This window comes from Sinorhizobium americanum, assembly GCF_001651855.1.
Classification (GTDB): Bacteria; Pseudomonadota; Alphaproteobacteria; order Rhizobiales; family Rhizobiaceae; genus Sinorhizobium; species Sinorhizobium americanum.
The window spans coordinates 1-21,831 of the sequence record NZ_LNQC01000027.1 but is presented as its reverse complement, the minus strand read 5'-3'; the positions used below and the strand labels follow the sequence as shown (position 1 = coordinate 21,831).

Below are 21,831 nucleotides of genomic sequence, written 5' to 3'. Positions count from 1 at the left end.
CGTTTGACCAGCATCCCAAGAGGCGACGACTGTCGCATCTCTAACTGGCTCATATGTCGCATCTCTAAAATGCCGCTACAATAACATATCGCATAAGATACCTTATGGAACTCACAGGCGGTTTTAGCGTGAGCAGTCAGCGCATGAGTTCGCACAGATCCCCCGGCTTCGCCGACACCCCTGAGGGAAACAGAGAATCTTGATCGCGCGCATGCGCGTCGGGGTATCCAAGCGATCTAGCGCATCCGGACTAATGGATTGGCACACGGTTGACGTTTAGTCGGCGGCTTGAAGTGCAACGACAAAGCGAAGAAGCCCATGCGATTTAGATCATGCTCGGTCTGTAGCTTCGCTGCTTGTTCTCAACGCATTAGCAATCCCCAAGTTTGGTGACATGGAACATGTACATCTTGTTCATCCAAGCCGGCGAACGGCGTACAAGGGCAAGGCGATCGATCACCAGGTTCCCTGATTCGGTAGAGGGGATAGTGTCGGCGTCGGAAGTGAATTGGGAGAAGGGACAGCATGAACGCCGTTGAGATCGAAGAGGCTATCTCAGCTCTCGCTGAGCATGCGTTCGATTCTGCCGAGTTTCCGTATGCATTCTTGCAAGCGTTCGGAAACAAAGAAACGACGATTAGGCGGCTGCGCTCGGGTGCATCGAACAAGTCTGACCTGGACGGCGTCCTGCAAAATAACAACATCCATATCGCAGTTTCCCTACCGGGTGAGGTCACGAAGACGCTGACCGCGCTGAAAGCAAGCCCGGCTACGACCAGGGCGAAAGCACGTTTCATCCTCGCCACTGACGGAACGGACTTTGAGGCCGAGGACCTGGAAACCGGCGAGACGGTCGCTTGCCCCTATCGGGATTTCCCGGATCACTTCGGCTTTTTCCTGCCGCTGGCCGGCATCACCACAGTCAAGCAGGTTCGCGACAGCTCCTTCGACATTCGCGCCACCAGCCGCCTGAACCGGCTGTATCGAACGCTTCTGGAAGAAAACCCCGAATGGGACGCAGCCGACCGGCGCCCCGACATGAACCACTTCATGGCGCGGCTGATCTTCTGCTTCTTTGCCGAGGACACCGACATCTTCAACGGCTCCCGCCTGTTCACTGCCACAATTGAGCAGATGAGTGCGCGGGATTCGTCCAATACCCATGAGGTGATCGGCGAGCTGTTTCGCGCCATGAACACGAAGATCGAAGGCCGCCCAGCCGCGAACCTGCCTCGTTGGGCCAGCGTGTTCCCTTATGTAAATGGTGGGCTGTTTTCCGGCAGCATGGACGTGCCTCGCTTCAGCCGGATCGCGCGCTCCTACCTGCTCCATATTGGTAATCTCGACTGGACGAAGATCAACCCGGACATCTTCGGGTCGATGATTCAGGCCGTCGCCGACGACGAGGAGCGCGGCGCGCTCGGCATGCACTACACCAGTGTGCCGAATATCCTGAAGGTACTGAACCCGTTGTTTTTAGACGACCTGAGGGAGCGGCTTCAGCAAGCTGGAGATAATCCCCGCATGCTGCTGAATCTGCGGAAGCGTATGTCGAAGATCAGGGTTTTCGATCCGGCATGCGGCTCTGGCAACTTTCTTGTCATCGCCTACAAGGAAATGCGGAAGATTGAAGTCGAGATCAATCGGCGGCGAGGTGAGCCGGGTCGACGTACGGAAATCCCGTTGACCAATTTTCGGGGAATCGAGCTGCGCGACTTCCCGGCCGAGATCGCGCGCCTCGCCCTCATCATCGCCGAATATCAGTGCGACGTGCTCTATCGTGGCCAGAAGGAAGCGCTCGCCGAGTTTCTGCCGCTCGACGCGGAAAATTGGATCACTTGCGGTAATGCGCTACGTCTAGATTGGCTGAGCATCTGCCCACCCACGGGGACAGGAGTCAAACATCACGCGGAAGACCTGTTTCACACGCCGCTCGACCAAGCACAGATTGACTTCGAGAATGAGGGGGGAGAGACGTATATTTGCGGCAATCCGCCATACCTTGGCTCGACATGGCAGAGCGATGAGCAGAAATCTGACCTACGTCTAATTTTTGAGAGTCTTACGTCAAACTGGAAGTCGCTCGATTATGTGGCTGGCTGGTTTATGAAAGCAGCGGAGTACGGCACCCGCGCAACGGCAGTAGCAGCCTTTGTCGCCACAAACTCCATATGTCAGGGACAGCAAGTGCCGATTCTGTGGCCGCTGATTTTTTCGACCGGCCACGACATTGCCTTCGCTCATACGAGTTTCAAATGGTCAAACCTCGCTAGCTACAACGCTGGTGTCACAGTTGTAATCGTGTGCATCGGAAGGACGCCGACCATTCGCCAACTATTTTCGATCTCAGATGATGGCGAGCAGGTGGCCCAATCCGTTTCTAACATTAACGCCTACCTCGTTTCCGGGCCAAATATAGTGGTTCAGGACCGTCGCTTGCCACCTGCAGGGCGACATGAGATTGAAGCGGGAGGCAAACCTGTTGATGGCGGCAACCTGTTGCTTAGTTGCCAAGAAAAAGACCAGTTGTGCGGCTGCTCGCCCACCGCCTCTCGATACCTCAAGCGTGTCTTCGGGGCGAACGAGCATAATAAGGGGATCGTCCGCTATACCCTCTGGTTCAACGATGCCGATGAAGAAGTCATTCAGCGCGATGAATTTTTGAGGAAACGAATCGACGGTGTTCGAACGATGCGGCTCGCCAGTACGAAGCCCGCAACTGTAGAAAGCGCAAAGCGGCCTCACAGATTTCAGGAGATAAAGCAGACCGGGTTAGAGGTCGTAACCTTGGTGCCGACGCTCACTTCGGAGAAACGGCAATTCATTCCAGCAGGTTTGGAACCCGCTGGCACTATCATTACAAACCTTTCTTTCGCGCAATTTGATGGTCCGATAGCCGACTTGGCGATCCTCAACTCACGGATGCATTTCATCTGGGTAGCAACAGTCTGCGGGAAGTTCAAAACCGACTATCGATACTCCAATAAGCTTGGCTGGAACACGTTTCCGATCCCGACGCTGACCGAAAAGAACAAGGCCGACCTGACGCGCTGTGCCGAAGACATTCTGCTGGCGCGCGAGGCGCATTTCCCGGCAACGATCGCCGACCTCTATGATCCGGACGATATGCCTGCGGATCTGCGCGACGCGCACGAGCGCAACGACGAGGTGCTGGAGCGGATCTATATCGGTCGCCGCTTTCGCAACGATACGGAGCGGCTGGAGAAGCTGTTCGATCTCTACACAAAGATGACTGCTGCCTCGGGCAAACCCACGAAGGCAAGGAAGGCAGCGGTATGAGCGGCTATGCATTGTTCCAGATGTGGGAGCCGTTCCGCCGGTCTTTGATCGACGGGCACCTGTTCTATGTCGAGCAGGCGCGCAAGCGGCTGCTGTCGCAGTTCGATGACATCGAAGCTGAGGCCGAAAAGGCAGCCGAGGAATGGCTGGAGAGAAGCAGTAATCGGTTTGACCCTGACCGGCACGACCCCGGCGATTTCTACGAGGCCGCCAACCAGGCGGGTATCGAGTTCTACGGACTCCTGAGCGACATGCGCGACCGCACTCGTCTGAGCGTAGTGGCCGGGATGTTCCACGAGTGGGATAAGCAACTGCGCGATTGGCTGGTGCGAGAGGTTCAGCATTGGCATCGTGGCAAAGGAGTTGCCCAGAAAGTCTGGTCAGCCGATTTCGGTCAGATCGCCGAGCTTTTGGAAAGCCTCGGCTGGAAAGTTCGCGGCCAGGGCTACCACGCCAAGCTTGATGCCTGCCGACTTGTCGTCAATGTCTATAAGCACGGCGAGGGTAAATCCCTTGACGATTTGCAACATAAATATCCCGAATACCTTGAAGCCCCTTTCAGCGGTTTCAGCGGCACTGTCTCAGACATGAAGTATCGTGACCACACGCACCTCAGGGTGAGCGACGACCAGTTCCAAGCGTTCGCGGACGCGATCGTCGCATTTTGGCGGGGCGTTCCAGAGAATGTTTTTGATTCCCAAATCGCCGAGGTGCCGGATTGGTTTGGGAAAGCCATTTTGAATGACCGCGCTGGCCAACGACAGGCTACTAAGAAATGACCGACAGCTTCCAAAAATCCGTCCCGTCTGTTTCCGTATCATACGCCCGCAACGGCAACTCGGCTAAAGCCAATGCTTTTGGCATGCGTCCGATGCAGGAGCGCGCCTATGAGAGGCGTGGCGAGCAGTATCTTTTGATCAAGTCCCCGCCGGCGTCGGGCAAGAGCCGGGCGCTCATGTTCATTGCCCTCGACAAGCTCCAGAATCAGGGGCTCAAGCAAGCGATTATCGTTGTTCCGGAAAAATCCATCGGCGCGAGCTTCAACGACGAGCTGCTTACACAATTCGGCTTCTGGGCCGATTGGACCGTTCAGCCGAAATGGAATCTTTGCAACGCGCCCGGCGGCGATAATGGCGGCAAAGTCAGCTCCGTCGGCGCGTTCCTCAACACCGACGACAAGGTGTTGGTCTGTACCCACGCCACCTTCCGCTTCGCCGTCGACAAGTTCGGCGTGGAGGCGTTCGACGACCGGCTGATTGCGGTGGACGAGTTCCACCACGTCTCTGCCAACCCGGACAACAAGCTGGGCCTGCAACTGGGCCAGTTCATCGCCCGCGACCAGGTGCACATTGTGGCGATGACCGGCTCCTATTTCCGTGGCGATGCCGAAGCCGTGCTGGCGCCGGGCGACGAGGCGAGATTCGACAGCGTCACCTACACCTACTACGAGCAGCTCAACGGCTATGAGCATCTGAAGCAGCTCGACATCGGCTATTTCTTTTATTCGGGCTCCTATGCCGACGACATCCTGAAGGTGCTCGACCCGGCCGAGAAGACCATCGTTCACATCCCCAACGTCAATTCGCGCGAAAGCACGAAAGATAAGATCAGGGAGGTTGAGCACATCATCGAGGAGTTGGGCGATTGGCAGGGCACCGACCCTGTCACCGGCTTTCAGTTGGTCAAGACGCGGGAAGGCCGTACACTTCGCATTGCCGATCTTGTGGACGACGACCCCGCCAAGCGCGACCGTGTTTCCGCCGCGCTCAAAGATCCGGTGCAGAAGAACAACCGCGACCATGTGGACATCATCATCGCACTTGGCATGGCGAAGGAAGGTTTCGACTGGATTTGGTGCGAGCACGCGCTGACGGTCGGCTATCGGTCCAGCCTCACCGAGATCGTTCAAATCATCGGACGCGCCACCCGCGACGCGCCGGGCAAGACCCATGCGCGTTTCACCAATCTGATTGCCGAACCAGACGCCTCTGAGGAGGCTGTTACCGAGGCCGTCAACGACACGCTCAAGGCCATCGCGGCCAGCCTGCTCATGGAACAGGTGCTTGCTCCCCGCTTCGAGTTCAAACCAAAGAACCCGGCGAGTGGTCCGGTGGAAGGGTTCGACTATGGGGAAGACGGCTACGACCCGAACACGTGTAATGTCGGCTTCAACAAGGAGACGGGTCAATTCCAGATCGAGATCAAGGGCCTCGCCGAACCCAAGAGCAAGGAAGCCGCCCGCATCTGCCAGGAGGACTTGAACGAGGTGATTGCCTCCTTCGTTCAGGACAAGACCGCCATTGAGCGCGGCCTGTTTGACGAGGAATTGGTGCCTGAGGAACTGACACAGGTGCGTCTCGGCAAGATCATCAAGGACAAATATCCCGAACTGGACGAAGAGGATCAGGAGGCAGTGCGGCAGCACGCCATCGCTGCCCTTAACCTGACCCAGCAGGCAAAACAGATTGCTCTTGGAGGTGGTAACGGCGAACAGAGCGGGAATACTGCCTTGATCGACGGCGTGCGCAAGTTTGCGATGGACGTGCGCGAACTGGACATCGACCTGATCGATCGGATCAATCCGTTCGGCGAGGCTTATGCTATCCTTGCCAAGACGATGAGCGAGGATAGCCTCAAACAGGTCGCCGCGGCCATTGCCGCCAAACGTACGAGCCTGACACCGGAGGAAGCCAAGGAACTCGCTGTCCGGGCAGTCAAATTCAAGAAAGAGCGCGGACGGCTCCCTTCGATCAGCTCGACCGATGCCTGGGAAAAGCGGATGGCAGAAGGCGCCGCTGCATTTGTTCGCTTCAAGGATGAGGGCCGCTATGAGTGACCTCGACCTCGACGAACTGCGCTCCGAACTCGACGACTTCGCCCAGCCAGAGAAGAAAGGCGGCCGCTCCCCGCGCGAAGAGCGCGCCATCGCGGGGTTTGAGGAGATCCAGCGATTTGTGGAGGAGCATGGCCGCGCCCCTCAGCATGGCGAAGACCGGGACATCTTCGAGCGCCTCTATGCCGTGCGCCTTGATCGGCTGCGTGCTCTTGAGGAAAGTCGCGCGCTGCTTACTCCCCTCGACTATCAGGGGCTTCTGGCCGGAGAGGAGATCATCCCTGCCGCACCCGTCGAGGAAATGGACGAGGACGAGCTTCTTGCCGAACTCGGCGGAGCTGGGAGCGCGCCGGAGATCACCGAGCTTCGGCATGTCCGCTCCAGCGCCGAGAAGCGCGCAGCCGAGGAAATCGCTAATCGCACGAAATGCGAGGACTTTGACGAGTTCAGGCCGCTGTTCGTTCAGGTGAAGAAGGACCTCGATACCGGCGTCCGCCAGACCCGACCCTTCCAGACGATGGCTGAAATCAAGCAGGGGGAGTTTTTTATTGTCGGCGGGCAGATCGCCTATGTCGCGGAAGTGGGCGAGGAGTTCCAGACACAATACGACCGGCGCGACAGCCGGTTGCGCGTCATCTACGACAACGGTACGGAAAGCGACGTGCTGTTGCGCTCGCTCCAACGCGCCCTTCACCGCGACGAAGCGGGAAGGCGCATCACCGATCCTGTTGTCGGTCCCCTGTTCTCAAGGGAGAATGACGACGGCGACTTGGCGAGCGGCACGATTTATGTCTTGCGCAGCAAGTCCGACCATCCGCTCGTCGCAGCCAACCGCGACATTTTGCACAAGATCGGCGTCACCGGCGGCGATGTAGCGCGGCGAGTCGCCAACGCGAAACTCGACGCAACCTTCCTGTTGGCCGACGTGGAAGTCGTTGCTACTTATGACCTTTACAACATCAACCGGACCAAGCTCGAAAACATCATCCATCGTATCTTCGACCCGGTACGGCTGGACATCGAGATAAAGGATCGTTTCGGCAATCCCGTTATCCCGCGCGAGTGGTTCCTTGTGCCCCGTTTCGTTGTGGATGATGCGGTTGAGCGCATCAAAGACGGCACGATCACGCAATTCACCTACGACCCCCAAACTGCCCGTTTGGTTCGACGCGACCACCGGGACTGACGGTTTCACCTGCTATCGGAGAGACGCTTTGGCCGAGATTCCTACTGAGATCCTTGCAGCCATCATGGCTGCCGCGAAGAAGGCATGGCCTGGTGACCGAGACATGCAGGACTACTACATCGAGTCCGAAACCGCCGCATATCTGGCCATTGAGGAATTGGACTTCGGCGAAGCGCTGCCTTTTAAGGATCAGATCATCGCACGGGCCAGCGAGTTCAGTGACCTTTGGGAGGATCGCGCAACTTTTGTCGCCGATGAGGCGGACGGTTATGCCGAGCTACAAAAGTGCCCTGAGGATGTGCCGGGCGAGGTGTTCGACGAAATGAAACGCAGGGCGACTGCCGAGCAAAACGATTTCTCGTCGCAGCGTGATGCGGTGAATGAGGGAGTCAGGCATTTCCGTTATGTGCGGGACACGCGAGCTAAAATCGCCCCAATCCGTGACCTGCTGCTTCGGATGGAAAACATCATCGGCGGCGAGTGCTACAACGACAACATCCAGAATTACAGCTCATGGGGCGTGTGGGAGGGGGAAGGCCGGTCGTTCCGCTATCCTGTAACGATGCTGCGCGGCGGCAAGGCAGAAAAGCGCAAGTTCAGGTTTGATGACTTGCTAGCCGAAGAGCTTGTCACCGGCCATTATAAATTCGGCGCCAACGAGCTGAGTATCTACCGTGCCCTAATCAAGATCGTCGACATGCTGGAATCCGACTACGGTTTCAAAGTGCCGCGATCCTGACCGCTACACGATTGGCGATTCAGCAGACCCGGACAGGGTCAGCCAGTGCATTCGCGACAAGCTATATCAGGAGCTCTTGCTCTGCACCCTCGAGCGGCTGAAGCATCATGGCGTCAGAAGGGAATGGCCTCTGCAGTTGCTTGGCTTCGTTCCACTCCGCGGTGAGCCAGAGCTCAATCTCTGCCAGCTCCGTCAGGATCACCGGCATGGCCTTCGGATGGATCGGCTTCACGATCTCATTGGCATCGCAGGTTAGGAAGCCGAATAACTCGTGATCACCGCCGCGCGGATTCTTCATGGATCCGCGCTCTCCCTTCCAGGGCGTCCAGACGCCGGCGAAGAAGGCGAGTGGTTCGCTCTTATCGAGCGCAAACCAGCGTGCCGTCTTCTTTGGCTTCGTGTCCTCGTATTCACAGAATGCCGTCCAAGGCACAATGCAGCGGTATTGCGGCGCCAGCCAGCGCCGCCAGTGGGGTGAATCGATGTTGCGAATGTTGGTGACACCGTAATCCGGTTTGCCCTTTGTGACGAAAGGCGGCGACGGCATCCCCCAGGTCAGATTCACTAGTTCGCGCTCGCCTTCGGCGTTGTTGCGGATGACCGGCCCGGGTTTGTCGGGAAACACTTCGGTGGTTGGATTAGCCCGGTTGGTCATATCGCGGTGCGGCCTGACCGCGTGCCACAGCTCGTCAAACTCAACTTCGATCCGATACCGATTGCACATACGTCCCCCTATCCGTCGCGGTGCGCCCTGCCGATCCGAAATCCGTTGCCTTCCGTGTTCCCGCACTTGGTGCATTTGAGCAGCGGACGGAGCTCGTCAAGCGTGATGTCGTGACCATACTTTCCAGCGATGGCCCATCGGTCAACCCATTGGTTGTGGTCGCACCTGGAGCAGCGCGCGCCGAGCAGTTGATCGTCCGCGAGATCGGCGAGCCGCAGGTGGCCGATACCGCGATCCGGTTCAATGGCTCCCTTTTCAGGGATCAGATCGATTCCGCGCCGATGACGCATCGCCCCTCCTCCTTATCGTCGGGGCTTTCCTACGAAAATTGTGTTGCCATCGCGGTTTTCGCACACCTTGCATCGCATTCGCCGCTCGAGGCGAAGGATTCTCTGACCTTTGCCGAACCGCGCAGCCAACGCACGCCGATTCAGGCGGTCGATGTGACCGCACCGCTGGCACTTGCAAAGAACGTTGCACCATTCGGGTAAGTTCGCGAAAGTGATCTCGTCAGGGGCGCCGGCTGGGGCCGCATCACCAGCCGGCTCAGTGTCGAGAGGCGGACAACTCTCCTGGGGGCATCTCATAGGTGAGCTTGCAACGATCCCGGTACACATTCGCGCTCTTTTCGCAGCCGATCGCGGCCGAGATTTCGCCGAGGAGTGCCGGCATGCTGCGATCGCCGATCCGATCAAAGAGCGCCTTGGCGTCGTATTGCCTCATTACGCCGCACTCGCATGTGACGCGGATCTTCTTCCAGTACAATCGCTCCGACAGCCACCATGTGCCGAATCTAGGCATGTTTCGGCTTCCACTCCGGCCGATGCTCCATGCAGAACCAGCGCGGCTCGGATTTGCCTGCTGCAAAGCCGAAGCTGCCCCACTTCTTGCAGCCAGGATGCTCGCACCTGTGCTCGTGATGGACCGATTCCGTGCGCGCGCTCGAGCCTGCTTCATCGCTCATTGACACCCTGCCGTCGTATGTGAATTTGTTCCTAAAATGTTCTCATTGTCGGCGGTAGTCAATGGTAGTAGCCGCTGTCAGCCCGCCATACCGGCACAGCGCCGGCTGCTCACAGTGGAGCCTAGGAGGACGGAGTTCTTCAATCTGGGGACAACTTCACATTTTCTGGCGAATAAAATGCAACTCTGCCAAATTAAAGCGGGACTCAGCGGTGAGCGTCAAATGAGCGAACAATATTTTCGAGTGCTCAGTCTAGATGGTGGGGGAGCCAAGGGCTTCTACACACTTGGGGTTCTTCACGAAATCGAAGGTCTGATTGGGCGCCGGCTGTATGAGCGGTTCGATTTAATATTTGGCACGAGCACCGGCTCGATCATTGCCGCGCTCTTGGCTCTCGGATACAGCATCGATGAGATCTACAGCCTCTACAAAGAGCACGTTGTGTCGGTCGTCGCACGGAAGAAGCCTCACGAGAAGTCAGCCGCGCTCGCCGAGCTTTCCAGGCAGGTCTTCGGGGAGCGAAAATTCGACGAGGTGAAGACTAACGTCGGCATCGTCGCCGCGAAGTGGGCCATCGAAAAGCCAATGATCTTTAAAGGCAACATCGAGCAGGCTCATGGCAGGCATGGGACCTGGGTGCCTGGCTTCGCCGTCACGATAGGAGATGCCGTTCAAGCCTCATGTTCGGCCTACCCATTCTTTGAGAAGAAAATAATCACAACTTCAGCCGGAGTTGACATCGAACTAATCGACGGTGGCTATTGTGCCAACAATCCCACGCTCTACGCCATTGCCGACGCGACGATCGCCATGAAGGTGCCGCCGGAGAAAGTGCGCGTCGTTAGCATCGGAGTGGGGAACTATCCTGAGCCGAAACTCAGCATCTTCCATAAAAGCTGGTGGTTTAACAAGGTGCTAAGCGTCCAGCTCCTTCAAAAGACGCTCAGCATAAACACGGAGTCTATGGACCAGCTACGGGCCATCCTGTTCAAGCACATCGAGACCGTCCGTATTAGCGACACGTTCGAGAAGCCGGAACTGGCTACCGACCTTTTCGAGCACGACATGGGGAAGCTGAATATGTTGCGTCTGCGGGGAATGGAATCGTTCGCTTCAAGGGAAGCGCAGCTCAAGGAATTTTTGCTTTAAAGGGGATTTCACATGGCCATTCCGGAGGCGCAGCTAGACGTTTGGTCGGCGCAAGGATCGGTTACGCAATCGAAGAACACCTACGCGAGTCTCAAAGCCGTGCTGGAAGATCCTGCGTCCCCGTACCACGCCAAGAGTTTCACGATCCTTCTCCAGGGTTCCTATGGCAACGACACCAACGTCTATGCTGATAGCGATGTGGACTTGGTGATACGGCTCGATAGTACATTCAACTACAGCTTGGAAAACCTGTCGGAGATGGCCAAAACGGACTTCGACAGCGCGTTTGCGAACGTCGAGTACGGCTATGCGGACTTCAAGAAGGATGTGCTAAGCTGGCTTTTTACTAAGTACGGATCGGCCGTACATCCCGGCAATAAGGCCCTTTACGTTGCCGGTAACGGCAACCGCCGGGACGCGGACGTTCTTCCATGCGTATCCTTTCGCAAGTACCGTAAGTTCAATTCGATGAACGATCAGGACTATGTTGAAGGCATCTGCTTCTTCTTTCCCGACGGTACGCGCATCATCAACTACCCTAGGCAGCACTCTGATAACCTAACTTGGAAGCACCAGCAGACGGGAGGGTGGCTGAAGCCGGCCGTTCGCATCTTGAAGAACATGCGGAACAGGATGGTCAATGACGGAGTAATTGAAGAAGGCCTAGCGCCGTCATACTACCTGGAAGGGATGCTCTACAACGTGCCGACCGATCTTTTCGGCACGACCTATGCTCACACGTTAACGCATGCGCTTGCCTGGCTTGCCAAGACCGACCGTAGCAAGCTCGTCTGTGCCAACGAGCAATATTACCTCCTGTGGAAAGACACCCGGACGAGCTGGGACCCTGACAAGTGCGAGCTGTTCCTTGATCGTGTCCTCGACTTTTGGAACAACTGGTGAGCTTGCCCTCAAGGAATTTTCACAGGTCCCCTCCACCAATTGGTCGTTCATCCAAACTATGCACAGTCGCATCGTCCGCCCGCTCTCTCACGCCCTTGAAGGATGCGTGACGAAGTTTCTCATCCTCGGTCCAGGCGCGATATTCGACCTCGGCTACGAGCAGCGGCTCGGTGAAGATCGCATTTTTGCGCCGAAGGGTCACCGCCGGCTTTTCCGTGGCGATGCTTTCGAGCAGCTTCCGCAGGTCGACAGACAATTGGTTTGACCAGCCGGTTCCGCATCCGCCGACATAGACGAGGCCACTGCCTTTCCGCGCCGCCAGCAACAACCTTCCGATCGCGCCAGGCACGACTGACGGTTCGAAGCCAATGATCACAAAGCTGTCGCGGCGCTTGCAGGTGATCTTTCGCCACGAGTCACCCCGGCCTGAACGATAGGGGCGCTCGCGGTGCTTTGCGATAATGCCTTCGAGGCCATGCGCACAGGCGGCGCGGAGGAACTCGTCGCCGTCCGCCTCCACTTCTTCCGACAAGCGAATGGCACCCTCGCCCCCGGCAACGATCTCCTCAAGCAACCGTCGCCGCTCACGCAGCGGCAATCGCCGCAGATCGCGTCCGTCCAGATATAGGAGATCGAAGGCGTAGAAGACGATCGCGCCGGCGTCATAGGGGGATGGTAGACGACCAAGGGCGCGCTGCAACATGCCGAAGTCGGCTCGTCCTTTGTCGTCGAGCACGACAGCTTCACCGTCGAGGATGGCCGTTTTCACGGCAAGGCGCCGCGCGTCATCGGCGATCGACGGGAACTTGCTTCGCCAGTCATAGCCGCCACGTGTGATGATGCGCACTCGCCCTGGCTCAATGTGCACGGCCAGGCGGTAGCCGTCCCACTTCACCTCGAAAGCCCAATCAGGCCCCTTGGGAGGCTTATCGACGAGTATAGCCAAACAGGGGTCGATTCTCGCCGGCATGGGGTCTGGCGGCTCAGGTGGTGGCTTCTTCGATGCTCTGGCCATGCGCAATTAACGCAAAGCACCGCCAAAGCGTCGCAGCGACGCGTGTCGCATGCCCAGGCAATCGATGAGCCGCCGCATCATTCCGAGTGCAGAGAGGATGGCCCACTCCGTTTCCTTGCTTTGAAATTGGGGGAGCGCGCCTTCTGCCGCTGATACACGGCTGCTTTCGCGACTCGAAGACACTGCAAGCTTGCATGAGCCGGAATTCCAGCAACTTGCCGCGACTGGTAATCGCACTCAGTCGAGCTACAATCCTCATGGTAGTAGAACTACCCGGGCGCTGCGTTCTCCGCGCTCCGAGAGAGGCATCGCGCCATGATCGGTTCACTCTACTCAGGCGACCGGCATTTCCTGACGCCGAGCGACCTCGAATTCCTACAGGTCATATTTGACGAGGAGATCGGCATCAGAGGGCTGAAGAGGGACTGTGAGGAAGCCGCCGATCTCGCGGCGAGGCTCATTCAGCTTTTTCAAAGCGGGGTCACCCAGGCAGATGCTCTTCGGCAAATGCTCAAACCGGCAGCTTGAATTCCGCGACAGAAAAAATGAGCCCGAAGGCGAGGTAGAATGAGGGGGCCAACGAGCTCATAGTTTAATGCCAATTATGTTGGCTGCTTCATTGTGGCAGATCCACTGAAGTTGTCGAGCAAGTTGTTGAAAAGGTTTAAGCCCTCAGCGCTTCTTCCGGTCAGGATATGGCTCTCGCCCCAAAGCCTTGGCAATTTTGCGCCAGTCCTGTCCGCACACTCCAGGTATCCGCAGAATCTCTACTGAAGATAGATGCTGCATGTCTCCGATCACCTCATATCCGTGCTGGTTTAGCTCGGTGAGGACCCATGGCGTGAGTTTCAAATCTGCAAGTTTCGTGTCCATGCCGGCATAAGATCAGGTCAAGGGGCAGCGCGCAATTGCATGATTCACAGTAGTCTTAGACCACTCATGCGGTTGGGCGATCCCGCGACGAGGTTTCGATTCGCTCAAAGTACGTCCTCAGCGCCCTCACGATCCTGGCAGTGGTCGCGATTTTTCGTATTCGCCTGGGTGGTACTCTGAAACCGTTTATTTTTTGCCGAGGTATTGCATCACCTTTTCGCGACTCGGGCCAGCCTCGCGGATCGCCTCGAGGGCCTTCTGCCGTGTGACGCCAGCCGTCTTTATGATGTAGGCTACTTCGTGCTCCTGTGTGGAAGCCAGCTTGCGGTCGCGGCCCTGCTTTTTCGGATCGTCTGCCATATGCTCCTCCATCGTCATTTAAAAGGATAGGAGCCGATTGGATAGCGGCAAGATCGGAACCCTCGCCATGGTCCCAGGTTGATCCCGTCCAGGAGGCAAGTCATGGCCGACCCGCAGAAAATGAAGAAGCTGATCGAGGATTGCCAGCGTGACATCGCCGCCTTCCTCCCACCTGAAAGCGGCATCACGGAGCACCAACTGCTGCAAAGGCTCTTGACCCGCCTCGACGGCCAGCAAGCAAAGGATGCGCTCGGCGATGACTGGCAGGGATGGTGGCCGGACGAAGGCGACGACGGAGATGGAGGCGGTGACCGACCCCTCGCCAAGAGTCCGGAGCCTGCCTGATTTGGCAAAGGACTGGGGCTAACTCTTTTGTGTAGCTTTTCGCAAGTGCGCCCCGCGCTTACGATCTCCTCGCGAAATGGCGGAGAGGGGCATGCACTATCGCCAGAAGTCGGTGCTTTTCGCGGCACCTTGGCTCGTTATCGGAACAGTCGCGGTGTTCGCCTCCGGCGGTATGACCGTCAAAGATTTCGAGAAGCCTGAGCTGCTGATTGCCGCTCTTTTCGTCGGCGTGATCGTCGGCATGGCCGTTGAACAGTGGTTCTCCGGAATGCGCCGGCAGGCGTGGCAGGCTAGGAACCAAACACGGTGGCAAGAAAAACGTCTCGGCCCGAGCGTCGTCGCCGGGCCTTGGCTTCCGGCACTCGTGCCGGAGCCGGCTAAAAGGCCCGATGCTGCGGAACAGTTGCGGATCGTGATGGGCGCCAACTTCACGATCCAGCCACTTCTCAACAGGAGCGAAGCGCGCGTGTTCAAGGAACTCGATCGGATCGTGATCGGCTGCAACCCGGCCTGGCAGGTGATGGCGCAAGTTTCATTGGGCGAAATCATCCGCAGCAAGGATCCACTCGCCCATAGCTGCATCAACTCGAAACGGGTCGACCTCCTCCTGGTCGACGGTGACTGCAAGCCTCGCCACGCAATAGAATATCAGGGCGGGGCGCATCACCAGAGCGCCGCGGCCGCGCGCGACGCGGTGAAGAAGGAGGCGCTTCGACGCGCCGGAATCGGCTATTACGAAGTCGTCGCCGGCCAAACGACCCCCGCCGAGCTTCGACGGTTGATCGAGAAATTGGTGGACAGGCCGGCAAGCCGCCCGAGCTGACGCTCGTCACCGTTCGGTTGCTACCGTCGCGACAGTAGCATCCTAATGAAGGTCTCTCGGAAGATCGCGGTGTTCGTCCCTTTCGGCCTTTCGACGAAAACGGACAGCGCATCGTACAACTCGCCGTAACCGCGGCCATATCCCCACCCATGCAGTTTGCAGGAAAGTGCGCTTGCGCACCGCTCCATTTCCTCCGCAATGTCCGCGCGGAAACTCGGAAGCAGTGAGACGGGGTGCTCGAAAATCGGGAAGGTGTCTATCTCGTTGCCGGCCTCTGGCTTTAGCGATGCCACGGCGCACCACTCACCGGCAATTTGAGCGCACTTTCCGCAGATCGCGACGCCCGGGCCGGTAACGATGTTGCGCACGTCGCCATGCCGGTCCTCGCCGCAAAAGCTGCAGACGATGGCATTATCGCCCCTCCCGAAGAGGATCCTTCGCGCGGCGCGCAACCGCTCGGGAATGGATGGGCTACGCTCACTCATGACCGGTCCTGTTCGGCAAGGGCTTTCACGAGATTGATGAGCCGGGCGCGGACCTTGTCATCCTTGATCCGACTAAAGGAGCGAATGAGGGCCATGCCTTGGTCACTCGAAACGAATTCCGTAAGCTCCGGGTTGAGCACTGAACGGGCGCCGGCGACGCCGGCGCCGTTCTCGGCTCCACCGGGCAATGCTTCGAAGAAATGCGAGACAGGGACCTCCAGCACGTCCGCGATTTGTTGCAGGCGGCTCGCTCCGACGCGATTGGTCCCCTTCTCGTATTTTTGCACCTGTTGAAAGGTTACCCCGATCGCTTCGCCGAGGGCTGCCTGTGTCATGTCCATCCAAACCCGACGCATGCGAATGCGTCGGCCGACATGAACGTCTACAGATTCGGGCTGCTTTCTCTCAGAGGTGCGTGTCAGCATGAAATTCTCCGTCCTTTATCGATTGGTCCCCTCCCCCGTCCAATCGCAGTTCTGATATTTTCTCCGTTTCTGGGCGACGCTCCTACAGCGTGACCAGCCCAATGAACACTCCCGCTTTTCAGTGAATTTTGCCGTTTTCAGTCCAGTGCCCCGGCGATGGGCCTGGCTCCAGGTATCGGCCGAAGGAGCGAAGATATGCGACAATTTCCAGCAGGAGGAAATCCCGGTCCCCGAAAACTTCATCGATACGGGCGAGCTCGTCGGCCGCGGCGTCCATTTCCTCGAGGTCGCCGAGAACGTAGGAGTCGTGGCCGATCGCGCAGATGTCGCAGCCGGCCTCGATCACCGCGTCGACAAAGGCGGGGATCTCACTCTCCAACATAAGCCGCCCATATTCAGGTTCCGCCATGTCCATTCATCCTCTTCAAAGGTTCAGCGGCCCGGGGCGAGCAAAGGCGCGGCTGACGCCGCGCCATTCCCGCCGCGGCCGCTTCTGCCGGTCTCGCCCAGCCGATTGAGCAAGCTGAAAACGTCCTGCAAGATTTCGTCGTCGAAAGCTCGCAGCTTGTCGATGCAGGCCAGGAGCAGATCCACTTTGGTTTGGTTTTCGCCCCACAGATAGAGAGCTGCCGGCGCTAGAAGCTCTTCCGGACTTGCCCCGAGCACCTCGCAGAGATGAATCAGGCGGCCTACCGTCAGGCGGGAAACGCTTGTTTCGTAGCGGGCGTAAACCGCTTCGCTGAGACCAAGCAGGGGCGCCAGTTTCGACCGGGAGAGATTTCGCCTCTCGCGGGCTTCCCGGATGCTGGCGCAGATATTTTCTTCCAGCGCGGCGCTGAGTGTAATTCGACCGTCGGGGGGTGGCAGCCGATACACTGGTTTGTCAACGTCCGGATCATTGACTTGCTGCAATCCGCGATCCGAGATCCATTGCTCCAGCGACGGTCCTGCCATTCATCCTACCGGTGGTTGTTCATGGTGCAGACCACTTTAAGGGAAGTGGTTGTGTTCTTGGAACCCTCAAAACGTCTTGGGTGGTATCAATTTGGCGCATCGCTGGCGCGACCCCGCTCTATGCCTTCTGCACGAAGACCGCAAAAAAGCGTTCTTCGCCCAATAGGGTAACGATCGGTTGCGCAAGGGCCGCCTGGCGGCCTTCACGTCATGACTGCATCAAATTGCTTCTGAAAGCCGTTTACAGCTTGCGGTGAAATCAGCATATTGCCAACCGGCAACGACAATCGAGAGTTGGTCGTGGCAAGTCGCTAGCCCTTCTTGTCATGCACCACGGGGCCGTCCTGATCTACGAGCCAGGGCGGCCCTTCTCGTATCTGAAATGGCGGCCGCCAGACGGCCGACTTTGCCTTCCTTAAGGAGGGAAAGAGGGCGCTGCCCTCTCTCCCTCACAAGGGAAAAAACGGTCTCCCCGTCCTTCCTCCCCTCGCCTCCGGCTCGCTCCGTGCAGGATCGACGAATCCGCATGCGCGGATTTTGCGTCGCCCCTTCGGCTTTGGCCTCGGGCGGGCGAACCCCCTCCGTTTTGTTCCCTTGCCTCCCTCTCTCCCGCTGCTCCGCGCGAGCTCGGGGAGCAGGAGCGGGGCTCCTGCCCCTCGGGCAAGAGCTAGACCGCTTCGCGGAAAGGAAAGGGCTAGAAAATGGTAAGAGCAAACACCGCTTATGTGCTGGACCCGGAAACCACGATCTTTAAGCCGGTAGAGCTTCAGGTCGATCTGGGCATCCGGCCGCTTTACGCGATTATTGGCTGCCGCCTGTTGGAAGTCGTGCGGTTCGACGAGCGGCACACGCTTTTCGTCGACGAGGAAGGACTGCAGGACGGGTTGACCGCCTTCACGATCTTTGAGGGCTTCCCGCAGCCGATTGCAGGCAAGATCGTGCTTGTCGGAGGCGATGGCAGCACGCCTTACACGTCCCCCCTCATCAGCCTTGAGGATGTGGCCAAGCATTTCAAATGCTGCCGCCCGGTCCTGGACCCGGTTTTTGCAAAGGCAGACGAGATTTCACCGGGCGGTATCATCATCGCCGGTGCGCTCGCAGGTTTGCAATGCCGCATCGAGCGCCGCGCCCCTACCCTTGTCGAGGGAGAGGCATGATGAAAATCGCGGCCCTCGAAAACAACATCCTCGCCATCGTCGCAGGAGCCTTCGCCGCAACCATTGCGGCGGAGGACATCGAGCCGCAGTTTCATGCGCTCACCCACTTTCCCGACCGGCGCGCAAGGTCAGAGCTTGCAGACCTGGCCGAGCGGTTGAACCAGTTTGGCGCCTATGTCGTGGAGCTTTGGAACAAGGCTTGCGAGCCGATCCCGGAGGCTGAAATCGAAGCCTTCGCGCGGCGGCATGTCGATTTGACGCGCCGCTATTGGGCGGCGGAAGGCCGTTGCATGAACTGGTTTATTACCGGCCCTGCCCGCTTTCCCGTGGCCCGCAACGAAAAGCGCATGCGGATTTCGGACGCCCGCCGCGCCGATTTGAAGGCGCACGAGGCAATGGCCCGCAAGGCTGCCAAGCGGAAGGCGTTCCCGTATGGCGCGGATGATGAGCCGACCCGTTCCGGCGATCCGTCAGCCTTGCAAAGGATTATGACGCGGATCGAGGAGCTGGCGCTTTCCATCGACCGGATGAAGGCCGCGAACGCGATCATCCGGCGCATGGAGAAGGACCTTTCCAGCGAAGAGGACATGATTTCCGCCGTTGTGGCCCATACCGGCCTTTCCGCTGACGCCGCAGCCAGAGGCATCAAGTTAGCCCCGTGGCAGTCCCGGCGCGGCTTCACCACGACCAACCGCCGCGCCGAACTCCGCCGCCTGCAGCAACGCCTTGCGGCGCTTGCAAGGATGAAGGAACGCGGCACTCAAAGCCAGGAGGTCGAGACGAGCGCCGGCGCCGTCGAGATCAAGGAGAACGCCGACATTGCGCGGATCCAGTTGATCTTTCCCGGCAAGCCGGACGATCCGACGCGGCGGGCGCTGAAGGCGAACGGCTTCCGCTGGTCGCCGTCTCAGGGCGCATGGCAACGGCACTTGAACGAAGCCGGACGCTACGCCGCGCAGCGCGTGTTGAAGACGATCAGCGCAGCCTGATAACTCGCCCCTATCCAAGAAGAGGACAGTTCCGATGGTCGACACGATCTATTCCGCAATGGAGTTTTACGGCCAGGGCGACCCCTATTTCGGCGGCACTGCCGCCGATTGGGCGCTGTATAAGACCGAGGACGGCGGGCACGCTTTCATCAGCGCCGCCGACGCGCAGCGCCGGAAATTGGTCATGGCCTATTTTCCGACCGAAGCCGAGGCAGAGAAGGCGGCAGCCGCAGCGAGCACCCGGAAGGGCTCGATTTCTGCCGTTCCGATCAAGCCCCCGGCTCGAAGTCCCAACCGCACAGATTTCGTGGATTGTTGGCAACAACCATGTCGGCGAGGAGGACGGCGAGCTCGCCGAGGACTTCGCCGACCGGGCGAAAAGGGCGGGCGCGGCCGATCCGGACTTGATCGCGCAAATCGTCGCCTTCGCGCTTGCCTGCCACCGCGCCAATCAGGCGTTGGTCGCGCATTTCCGGCTTTAGAAAACGTGTGGAGGATATTAAGACTGCAACCAATGATTGGCCGCGCTATTCGACGGCGCGGCCCGCAGCATGAGCTACAGGAGCGGAAATTGAGCCGATACACCGTGCAGATCACGAATGGGACGACAACGGACGAGGAAGGGACGATTGGCTACGATCGGCCGTTGCGGACCTTCTTTCTACAGGCGTTGCCAGACCCGGAAACCGACGAATGTGCTCTTTGGTTAGGCGCATTTCTTGAGGAATACCCGACCCTGGAATCCATCATAGGGGCCGCCCGGGCGCGAGGCTACGAGGTCCGTGGCCTGACGAGGGAAATGATGCTGGCGATGCTCAAGGAAGCGGGACCGCGGCACCCGCCGAGCCTTGGTGAACGACTCGGCATAGTGCTGTAAAACGTAGAGATCAGTTTCGACGGCGGAAGCAGCAGCGCCGAGCCAGCGGCGCATTCGGGGAGGATGGGCCACCCCGACCGAGGCGACGGCCTCGCCCTCGAACCGGAGGTGCTGCATGTGGTACCTACCACTTAGCATCACCCTAGACGTGAAAAGGACCCGGACCACCTGGCAAGTGCGGATCCGAGTCCAATTCTGGCTCTAGGAAACGGGGGCGGGCCGCAAGGCTCGTCCCCACTCCGGAAATCAATATAGGCGATTTTCGCTCGAATTTCAAAGCGCTCCGGCCGTCCCAAGCGCCCGCATCGAGCGGGCCAGGGACGGAACGAGGAGCGCCCTTGACACCCCTCCCCTCGTGCTCCCCTCCCCATCCGCGGCGGCCGCCCCGCAAGCGTGCCGGCTCACTTCGGCTTGTTGTCGTTGTCGGCTGTTGAAGACCTGGTGCGCGCCTGGCGCTGCAGCGAGACCGCGAGATTCCGGCCTGGCGGCCGGATGGCGACTTGCCGATTGACGGCGAAGGCGGCGGCCGAGGCTACGAAGGCCGCGCTTCCCCGGCCTCTCCTTAGTGCCTATGCGCAATCTAATGCTGCGCACGATACGTCAGGCCCGGCCTTCGCGTGCAACCTTAAAGGGTTCTCCTCTCGGCTTCGCTCCGTTGCGACCGCTCCGCGGTGCACTCGGCCGTGCCTGCCGTATTCGAGCTTCGCGATTACGCACAACCACTAAGGAGGGTCACCCTCATGAAAGCGCTCGTAACCTTCTGCCAGAAAACCGGTCGCCGCCTTCGCCTCTACATCAATCGGCAAGTCGCCAAACTGTCCCACAAGGGCCAGTTAAAGATCTCGGTCGCGGTCTCGCTTCCGCCCATCGCCAAGGTCGAGGTCAGCTACCACTGCGATTTCAACGCCAAGGCCGACAATGACAACAAGCCTAAGTGAGAAGGGCCGCGCCCTGCATCGCAGGGCGCGGCTTTCCGCCGTGGCTCAATTGCTGCCGCATATCTCCTCCGGAGATATTGCATACTGACGCTTGAAATCACAGATTGAATGGGCGAGCATTGGTCATCAACCAGCAATGGAAGACTTCGTGAACATGACGAGCAACGCGGTTCAGCAGGTTCAGGAGGACATGGCGCTGATCGCCCGGGGCGAGGAAATCGACCTTCCGTGGCGCCGACTTCGCGTTCTCCTCGATCACGGCCTGGTCGAGATCAACACGCCTGTCATGCTGGGTGGACCGCTTGCAGGAAGTCGAACATCCATCTCGTGGACTGATGAGGGCACGCGCTTCATGGGACAGGCCAGCTCGAGGAAAGGATGAGGTATGACCGCATGAAAAGCATCTTTGCAGGTAATTTCGATCATGAAAGCGCCATCGAAGCCGCTGTAGAACTGTACGGTGTCGATGCCACGACGGCCGTGGCTCATTGCGCGCTTGATGCCTACGTCGATCGTCGAGACGCGGACCACGAATTCTGGTTTCGCATTTTCGCTCACCTCAGGGGCATTCCGCTGTCCGATAGCAAGCATTGAAGCCGTTATCGCAACTCCCCAAAAGCGCCGCCGCAGCCGCGCGGCCGCGGTGGCCCGGCGAGCGGCCGGCATGAGCCGCCAGCCGAAACGCAGGCGGAGGAAGCCCGCGCTCTCAATTGACCGGATGACGATCACTTGCGCCGAGATCGGGGCTTTCTGAATGTGCCATTGAACGAGCAACAGAAGGGAAGCTCTCAT

At 58.7% G+C, this 21,831-nt stretch carries 28 protein-coding genes; 15 read left to right on the top strand and 13 right to left on the bottom strand.

Annotated elements, in window-relative coordinates; translation table 11 throughout:
- Positions 1 to 525 precede the first annotated feature (525 nt).
- The 5 genes from ATC00_RS00680 to ATC00_RS00660 are packed head-to-tail and all read left to right on the top strand — an operon-like array spanning position 526 to position 8,058.
- Positions 526 to 3,300, top strand: coding sequence for a class I SAM-dependent DNA methyltransferase (locus ATC00_RS00680; RefSeq protein ID WP_064251644.1), 2,775 nt, complete (start codon positions 526 to 528; stop codon positions 3,298 to 3,300).
- Positions 3,297 to 4,079 (top strand): hypothetical protein, encoded by a 783-nt coding sequence (locus tag ATC00_RS00675; RefSeq protein WP_064251643.1) that lies wholly within the window; start codon positions 3,297 to 3,299, stop codon positions 4,077 to 4,079. The genes ATC00_RS00680 and ATC00_RS00675 overlap by 4 nt, the downstream gene beginning before the upstream one ends.
- The gene (locus tag ATC00_RS00670) at positions 4,076 to 6,136 is read left to right on the top strand and encodes a DEAD/DEAH box helicase (protein ID WP_064251642.1); all 2,061 of its coding nucleotides are present in this window, start codon (positions 4,076 to 4,078) and stop codon (positions 6,134 to 6,136) included. Before ATC00_RS00675 ends, ATC00_RS00670 begins: the two co-directional genes overlap by 4 nt.
- The gene (locus ATC00_RS00665; RefSeq protein ID WP_064251641.1) at positions 6,129 to 7,319 is read left to right on the top strand and encodes a GIY-YIG nuclease family protein; all 1,191 of its coding nucleotides are present in this window, start codon (positions 6,129 to 6,131) and stop codon (positions 7,317 to 7,319) included. Before ATC00_RS00670 ends, ATC00_RS00665 begins: the two co-directional genes overlap by 8 nt.
- 28 nt (positions 7,320 to 7,347) lie before the next feature.
- A complete protein-coding gene (locus tag ATC00_RS00660; protein ID WP_064251640.1) occupies positions 7,348 to 8,058 on the top strand; it encodes a hypothetical protein in 711 nt (236 codons plus the stop codon).
- 61 nt (positions 8,059 to 8,119) lie between these two features.
- On the opposite strand, the gene ATC00_RS00655 is transcribed toward ATC00_RS00660, so the two are convergent.
- On the bottom strand, positions 8,120 to 8,782 hold the full coding sequence (locus tag ATC00_RS00655) for an SOS response-associated peptidase (protein ID WP_064251639.1): 663 nt from the start codon (positions 8,780 to 8,782) through the stop codon (positions 8,120 to 8,122).
- 110 nt (positions 8,783 to 8,892) lie between these two features.
- On the opposite strand from ATC00_RS00655, the gene ATC00_RS32465 reads away from it, so the two are divergent.
- On the top strand, positions 8,893 to 9,273 hold the full coding sequence (locus ATC00_RS32465; protein WP_156911502.1) for a hypothetical protein: 381 nt from the start codon (positions 8,893 to 8,895) through the stop codon (positions 9,271 to 9,273).
- Between the two features lie 55 nt (positions 9,274 to 9,328).
- Here ATC00_RS32465 and ATC00_RS00645 read toward each other — a convergent pair whose 3' ends face one another.
- Both ATC00_RS00645 and ATC00_RS32835 read right to left on the bottom strand, forming a co-directional pair.
- A complete protein-coding gene (locus tag ATC00_RS00645) occupies positions 9,329 to 9,583 on the bottom strand; it encodes a hypothetical protein (RefSeq protein WP_234782221.1) in 255 nt (84 codons plus the stop codon).
- Positions 9,576 to 9,746, bottom strand: a complete 171-nt coding sequence (locus ATC00_RS32835) for a hypothetical protein (protein ID WP_162843155.1) — start codon at positions 9,744 to 9,746, stop codon at positions 9,576 to 9,578. Before ATC00_RS32835 ends, ATC00_RS00645 begins: the two co-directional genes overlap by 8 nt.
- Positions 9,747 to 9,968: 222 nt before the next feature.
- Here ATC00_RS32835 and ATC00_RS00640 point away from each other — a divergent pair, with 222 nt between their 5' ends.
- On the top strand, positions 9,969 to 10,895 hold the full coding sequence (locus ATC00_RS00640; RefSeq protein ID WP_064251647.1) for a patatin-like phospholipase family protein: 927 nt from the start codon (positions 9,969 to 9,971) through the stop codon (positions 10,893 to 10,895).
- A 12-nt stretch (positions 10,896 to 10,907) separates the two neighbouring features.
- On the top strand, positions 10,908 to 11,798 hold the full coding sequence (locus tag ATC00_RS00635; protein ID WP_064251637.1) for a nucleotidyltransferase domain-containing protein: 891 nt from the start codon (positions 10,908 to 10,910) through the stop codon (positions 11,796 to 11,798).
- A gap of 19 nt (positions 11,799 to 11,817) precedes the next feature.
- On the opposite strand, the gene ligD is transcribed toward ATC00_RS00635, so the two are convergent.
- Positions 11,818 to 12,813: a non-homologous end-joining DNA ligase gene (gene ligD / locus ATC00_RS00630; RefSeq protein WP_064251636.1), complete on the bottom strand. Its 996-nt coding sequence runs from the start codon at positions 12,811 to 12,813 to the stop codon at positions 11,818 to 11,820.
- A gap of 315 nt (positions 12,814 to 13,128) precedes the next feature.
- On the opposite strand from ligD, the gene ATC00_RS00625 reads away from it, so the two are divergent.
- On the top strand, positions 13,129 to 13,341 hold the full coding sequence (locus ATC00_RS00625; protein ID WP_064251635.1) for a hypothetical protein: 213 nt from the start codon (positions 13,129 to 13,131) through the stop codon (positions 13,339 to 13,341).
- A 144-nt stretch (positions 13,342 to 13,485) separates the two neighbouring features.
- Here ATC00_RS00625 and ATC00_RS33295 read toward each other — a convergent pair whose 3' ends face one another.
- Positions 13,486 to 13,686 carry a hypothetical protein gene (locus ATC00_RS33295; protein WP_072642853.1) on the bottom strand — a complete coding sequence of 67 codons (201 nt, stop codon included), beginning with the start codon at positions 13,684 to 13,686 and terminating at the stop codon, positions 13,486 to 13,488.
- 186 nt (positions 13,687 to 13,872) lie between these two features.
- The gene (locus ATC00_RS30565; RefSeq protein ID WP_064506640.1) at positions 13,873 to 14,046 is read right to left on the bottom strand and encodes a DUF3606 domain-containing protein; all 174 of its coding nucleotides are present in this window, start codon (positions 14,044 to 14,046) and stop codon (positions 13,873 to 13,875) included.
- Positions 14,047 to 14,148: 102 nt separating this feature from the next.
- On the opposite strand from ATC00_RS30565, the gene ATC00_RS00620 reads away from it, so the two are divergent.
- Together ATC00_RS00620 and ATC00_RS00615 are read left to right on the top strand one after the other, a co-directional pair.
- Positions 14,149 to 14,391 (top strand): hypothetical protein, encoded by a 243-nt coding sequence (locus tag ATC00_RS00620; protein WP_064251634.1) that lies wholly within the window; start codon positions 14,149 to 14,151, stop codon positions 14,389 to 14,391.
- 91 nt (positions 14,392 to 14,482) lie between these two features.
- A complete protein-coding gene (locus ATC00_RS00615) occupies positions 14,483 to 15,214 on the top strand; it encodes a DUF2726 domain-containing protein (RefSeq protein WP_064251633.1) in 732 nt (243 codons plus the stop codon).
- 20 nt (positions 15,215 to 15,234) lie between these two features.
- On the opposite strand, the gene ATC00_RS00610 is transcribed toward ATC00_RS00615, so the two are convergent.
- The 4 genes from ATC00_RS00610 to ATC00_RS00595 all read right to left on the bottom strand — a co-directional run bounded on the left by ATC00_RS00610 (position 15,235) and on the right by ATC00_RS00595 (position 17,078).
- Positions 15,235 to 15,699 (bottom strand): ClpX C4-type zinc finger protein, encoded by a 465-nt coding sequence (locus tag ATC00_RS00610; RefSeq protein WP_064251632.1) that lies wholly within the window; start codon positions 15,697 to 15,699, stop codon positions 15,235 to 15,237.
- The gene (locus tag ATC00_RS00605; protein WP_064251631.1) at positions 15,696 to 16,124 is read right to left on the bottom strand and encodes a helix-turn-helix domain-containing protein; all 429 of its coding nucleotides are present in this window, start codon (positions 16,122 to 16,124) and stop codon (positions 15,696 to 15,698) included. The genes ATC00_RS00610 and ATC00_RS00605 overlap by 4 nt, the downstream gene beginning before the upstream one ends.
- 118 nt (positions 16,125 to 16,242) lie before the next feature.
- Positions 16,243 to 16,533, bottom strand: coding sequence for a hypothetical protein (locus ATC00_RS00600; RefSeq protein ID WP_064251646.1), 291 nt, complete (start codon positions 16,531 to 16,533; stop codon positions 16,243 to 16,245).
- A 23-nt stretch (positions 16,534 to 16,556) separates the two neighbouring features.
- Positions 16,557 to 17,078: a helix-turn-helix domain-containing protein gene (locus ATC00_RS00595; RefSeq protein WP_064251630.1), complete on the bottom strand. Its 522-nt coding sequence runs from the start codon at positions 17,076 to 17,078 to the stop codon at positions 16,557 to 16,559.
- 701 nt (positions 17,079 to 17,779) lie between these two features.
- Between ATC00_RS00595 and ATC00_RS00590 the strand changes: the two genes are divergently transcribed.
- Together ATC00_RS00590 and ATC00_RS00585 are read left to right on the top strand one after the other, a co-directional pair.
- The gene (locus ATC00_RS00590) at positions 17,780 to 18,235 is read left to right on the top strand and encodes a DUF3846 domain-containing protein (RefSeq protein WP_064251629.1); all 456 of its coding nucleotides are present in this window, start codon (positions 17,780 to 17,782) and stop codon (positions 18,233 to 18,235) included.
- Complete coding sequence (locus ATC00_RS00585) at positions 18,235 to 19,224, top strand: hypothetical protein (RefSeq protein WP_234782220.1); 990 nt, start codon at positions 18,235 to 18,237, stop codon at positions 19,222 to 19,224. Before ATC00_RS00590 ends, ATC00_RS00585 begins: the two co-directional genes overlap by 1 nt.
- A 269-nt stretch (positions 19,225 to 19,493) precedes the next feature.
- Here the strand turns inward: ATC00_RS00585 and ATC00_RS32460 are convergent, their stop codons facing one another.
- Entirely contained in the window at positions 19,494 to 19,694 is a 201-nt protein-coding gene (locus ATC00_RS32460; RefSeq protein WP_064251627.1) for a hypothetical protein, read from the bottom strand.
- A 101-nt stretch (positions 19,695 to 19,795) separates the two neighbouring features.
- Here ATC00_RS32460 and ATC00_RS00575 point away from each other — a divergent pair, with 101 nt between their 5' ends.
- Together ATC00_RS00575 and ATC00_RS32455 are read left to right on the top strand one after the other, a co-directional pair.
- Positions 19,796 to 20,101: a hypothetical protein gene (locus ATC00_RS00575; protein ID WP_064251645.1), complete on the top strand. Its 306-nt coding sequence runs from the start codon at positions 19,796 to 19,798 to the stop codon at positions 20,099 to 20,101.
- A gap of 740 nt (positions 20,102 to 20,841) precedes the next feature.
- A complete protein-coding gene (locus tag ATC00_RS32455) occupies positions 20,842 to 21,039 on the top strand; it encodes a hypothetical protein (protein ID WP_064251626.1) in 198 nt (65 codons plus the stop codon).
- Positions 21,040 to 21,136: 97 nt separating this feature from the next.
- Here ATC00_RS32455 and ATC00_RS33255 read toward each other — a convergent pair whose 3' ends face one another.
- Positions 21,137 to 21,298 carry a hypothetical protein gene (locus tag ATC00_RS33255; RefSeq protein WP_206744265.1) on the bottom strand — a complete coding sequence of 54 codons (162 nt, stop codon included), beginning with the start codon at positions 21,296 to 21,298 and terminating at the stop codon, positions 21,137 to 21,139.
- The coding region (locus ATC00_RS33250) for a hypothetical protein (RefSeq protein ID WP_064251625.1) at positions 21,295 to 21,831 on the bottom strand (537 nt) is incomplete at its 5' end. The genes ATC00_RS33255 and ATC00_RS33250, both read right to left, overlap by 4 nt.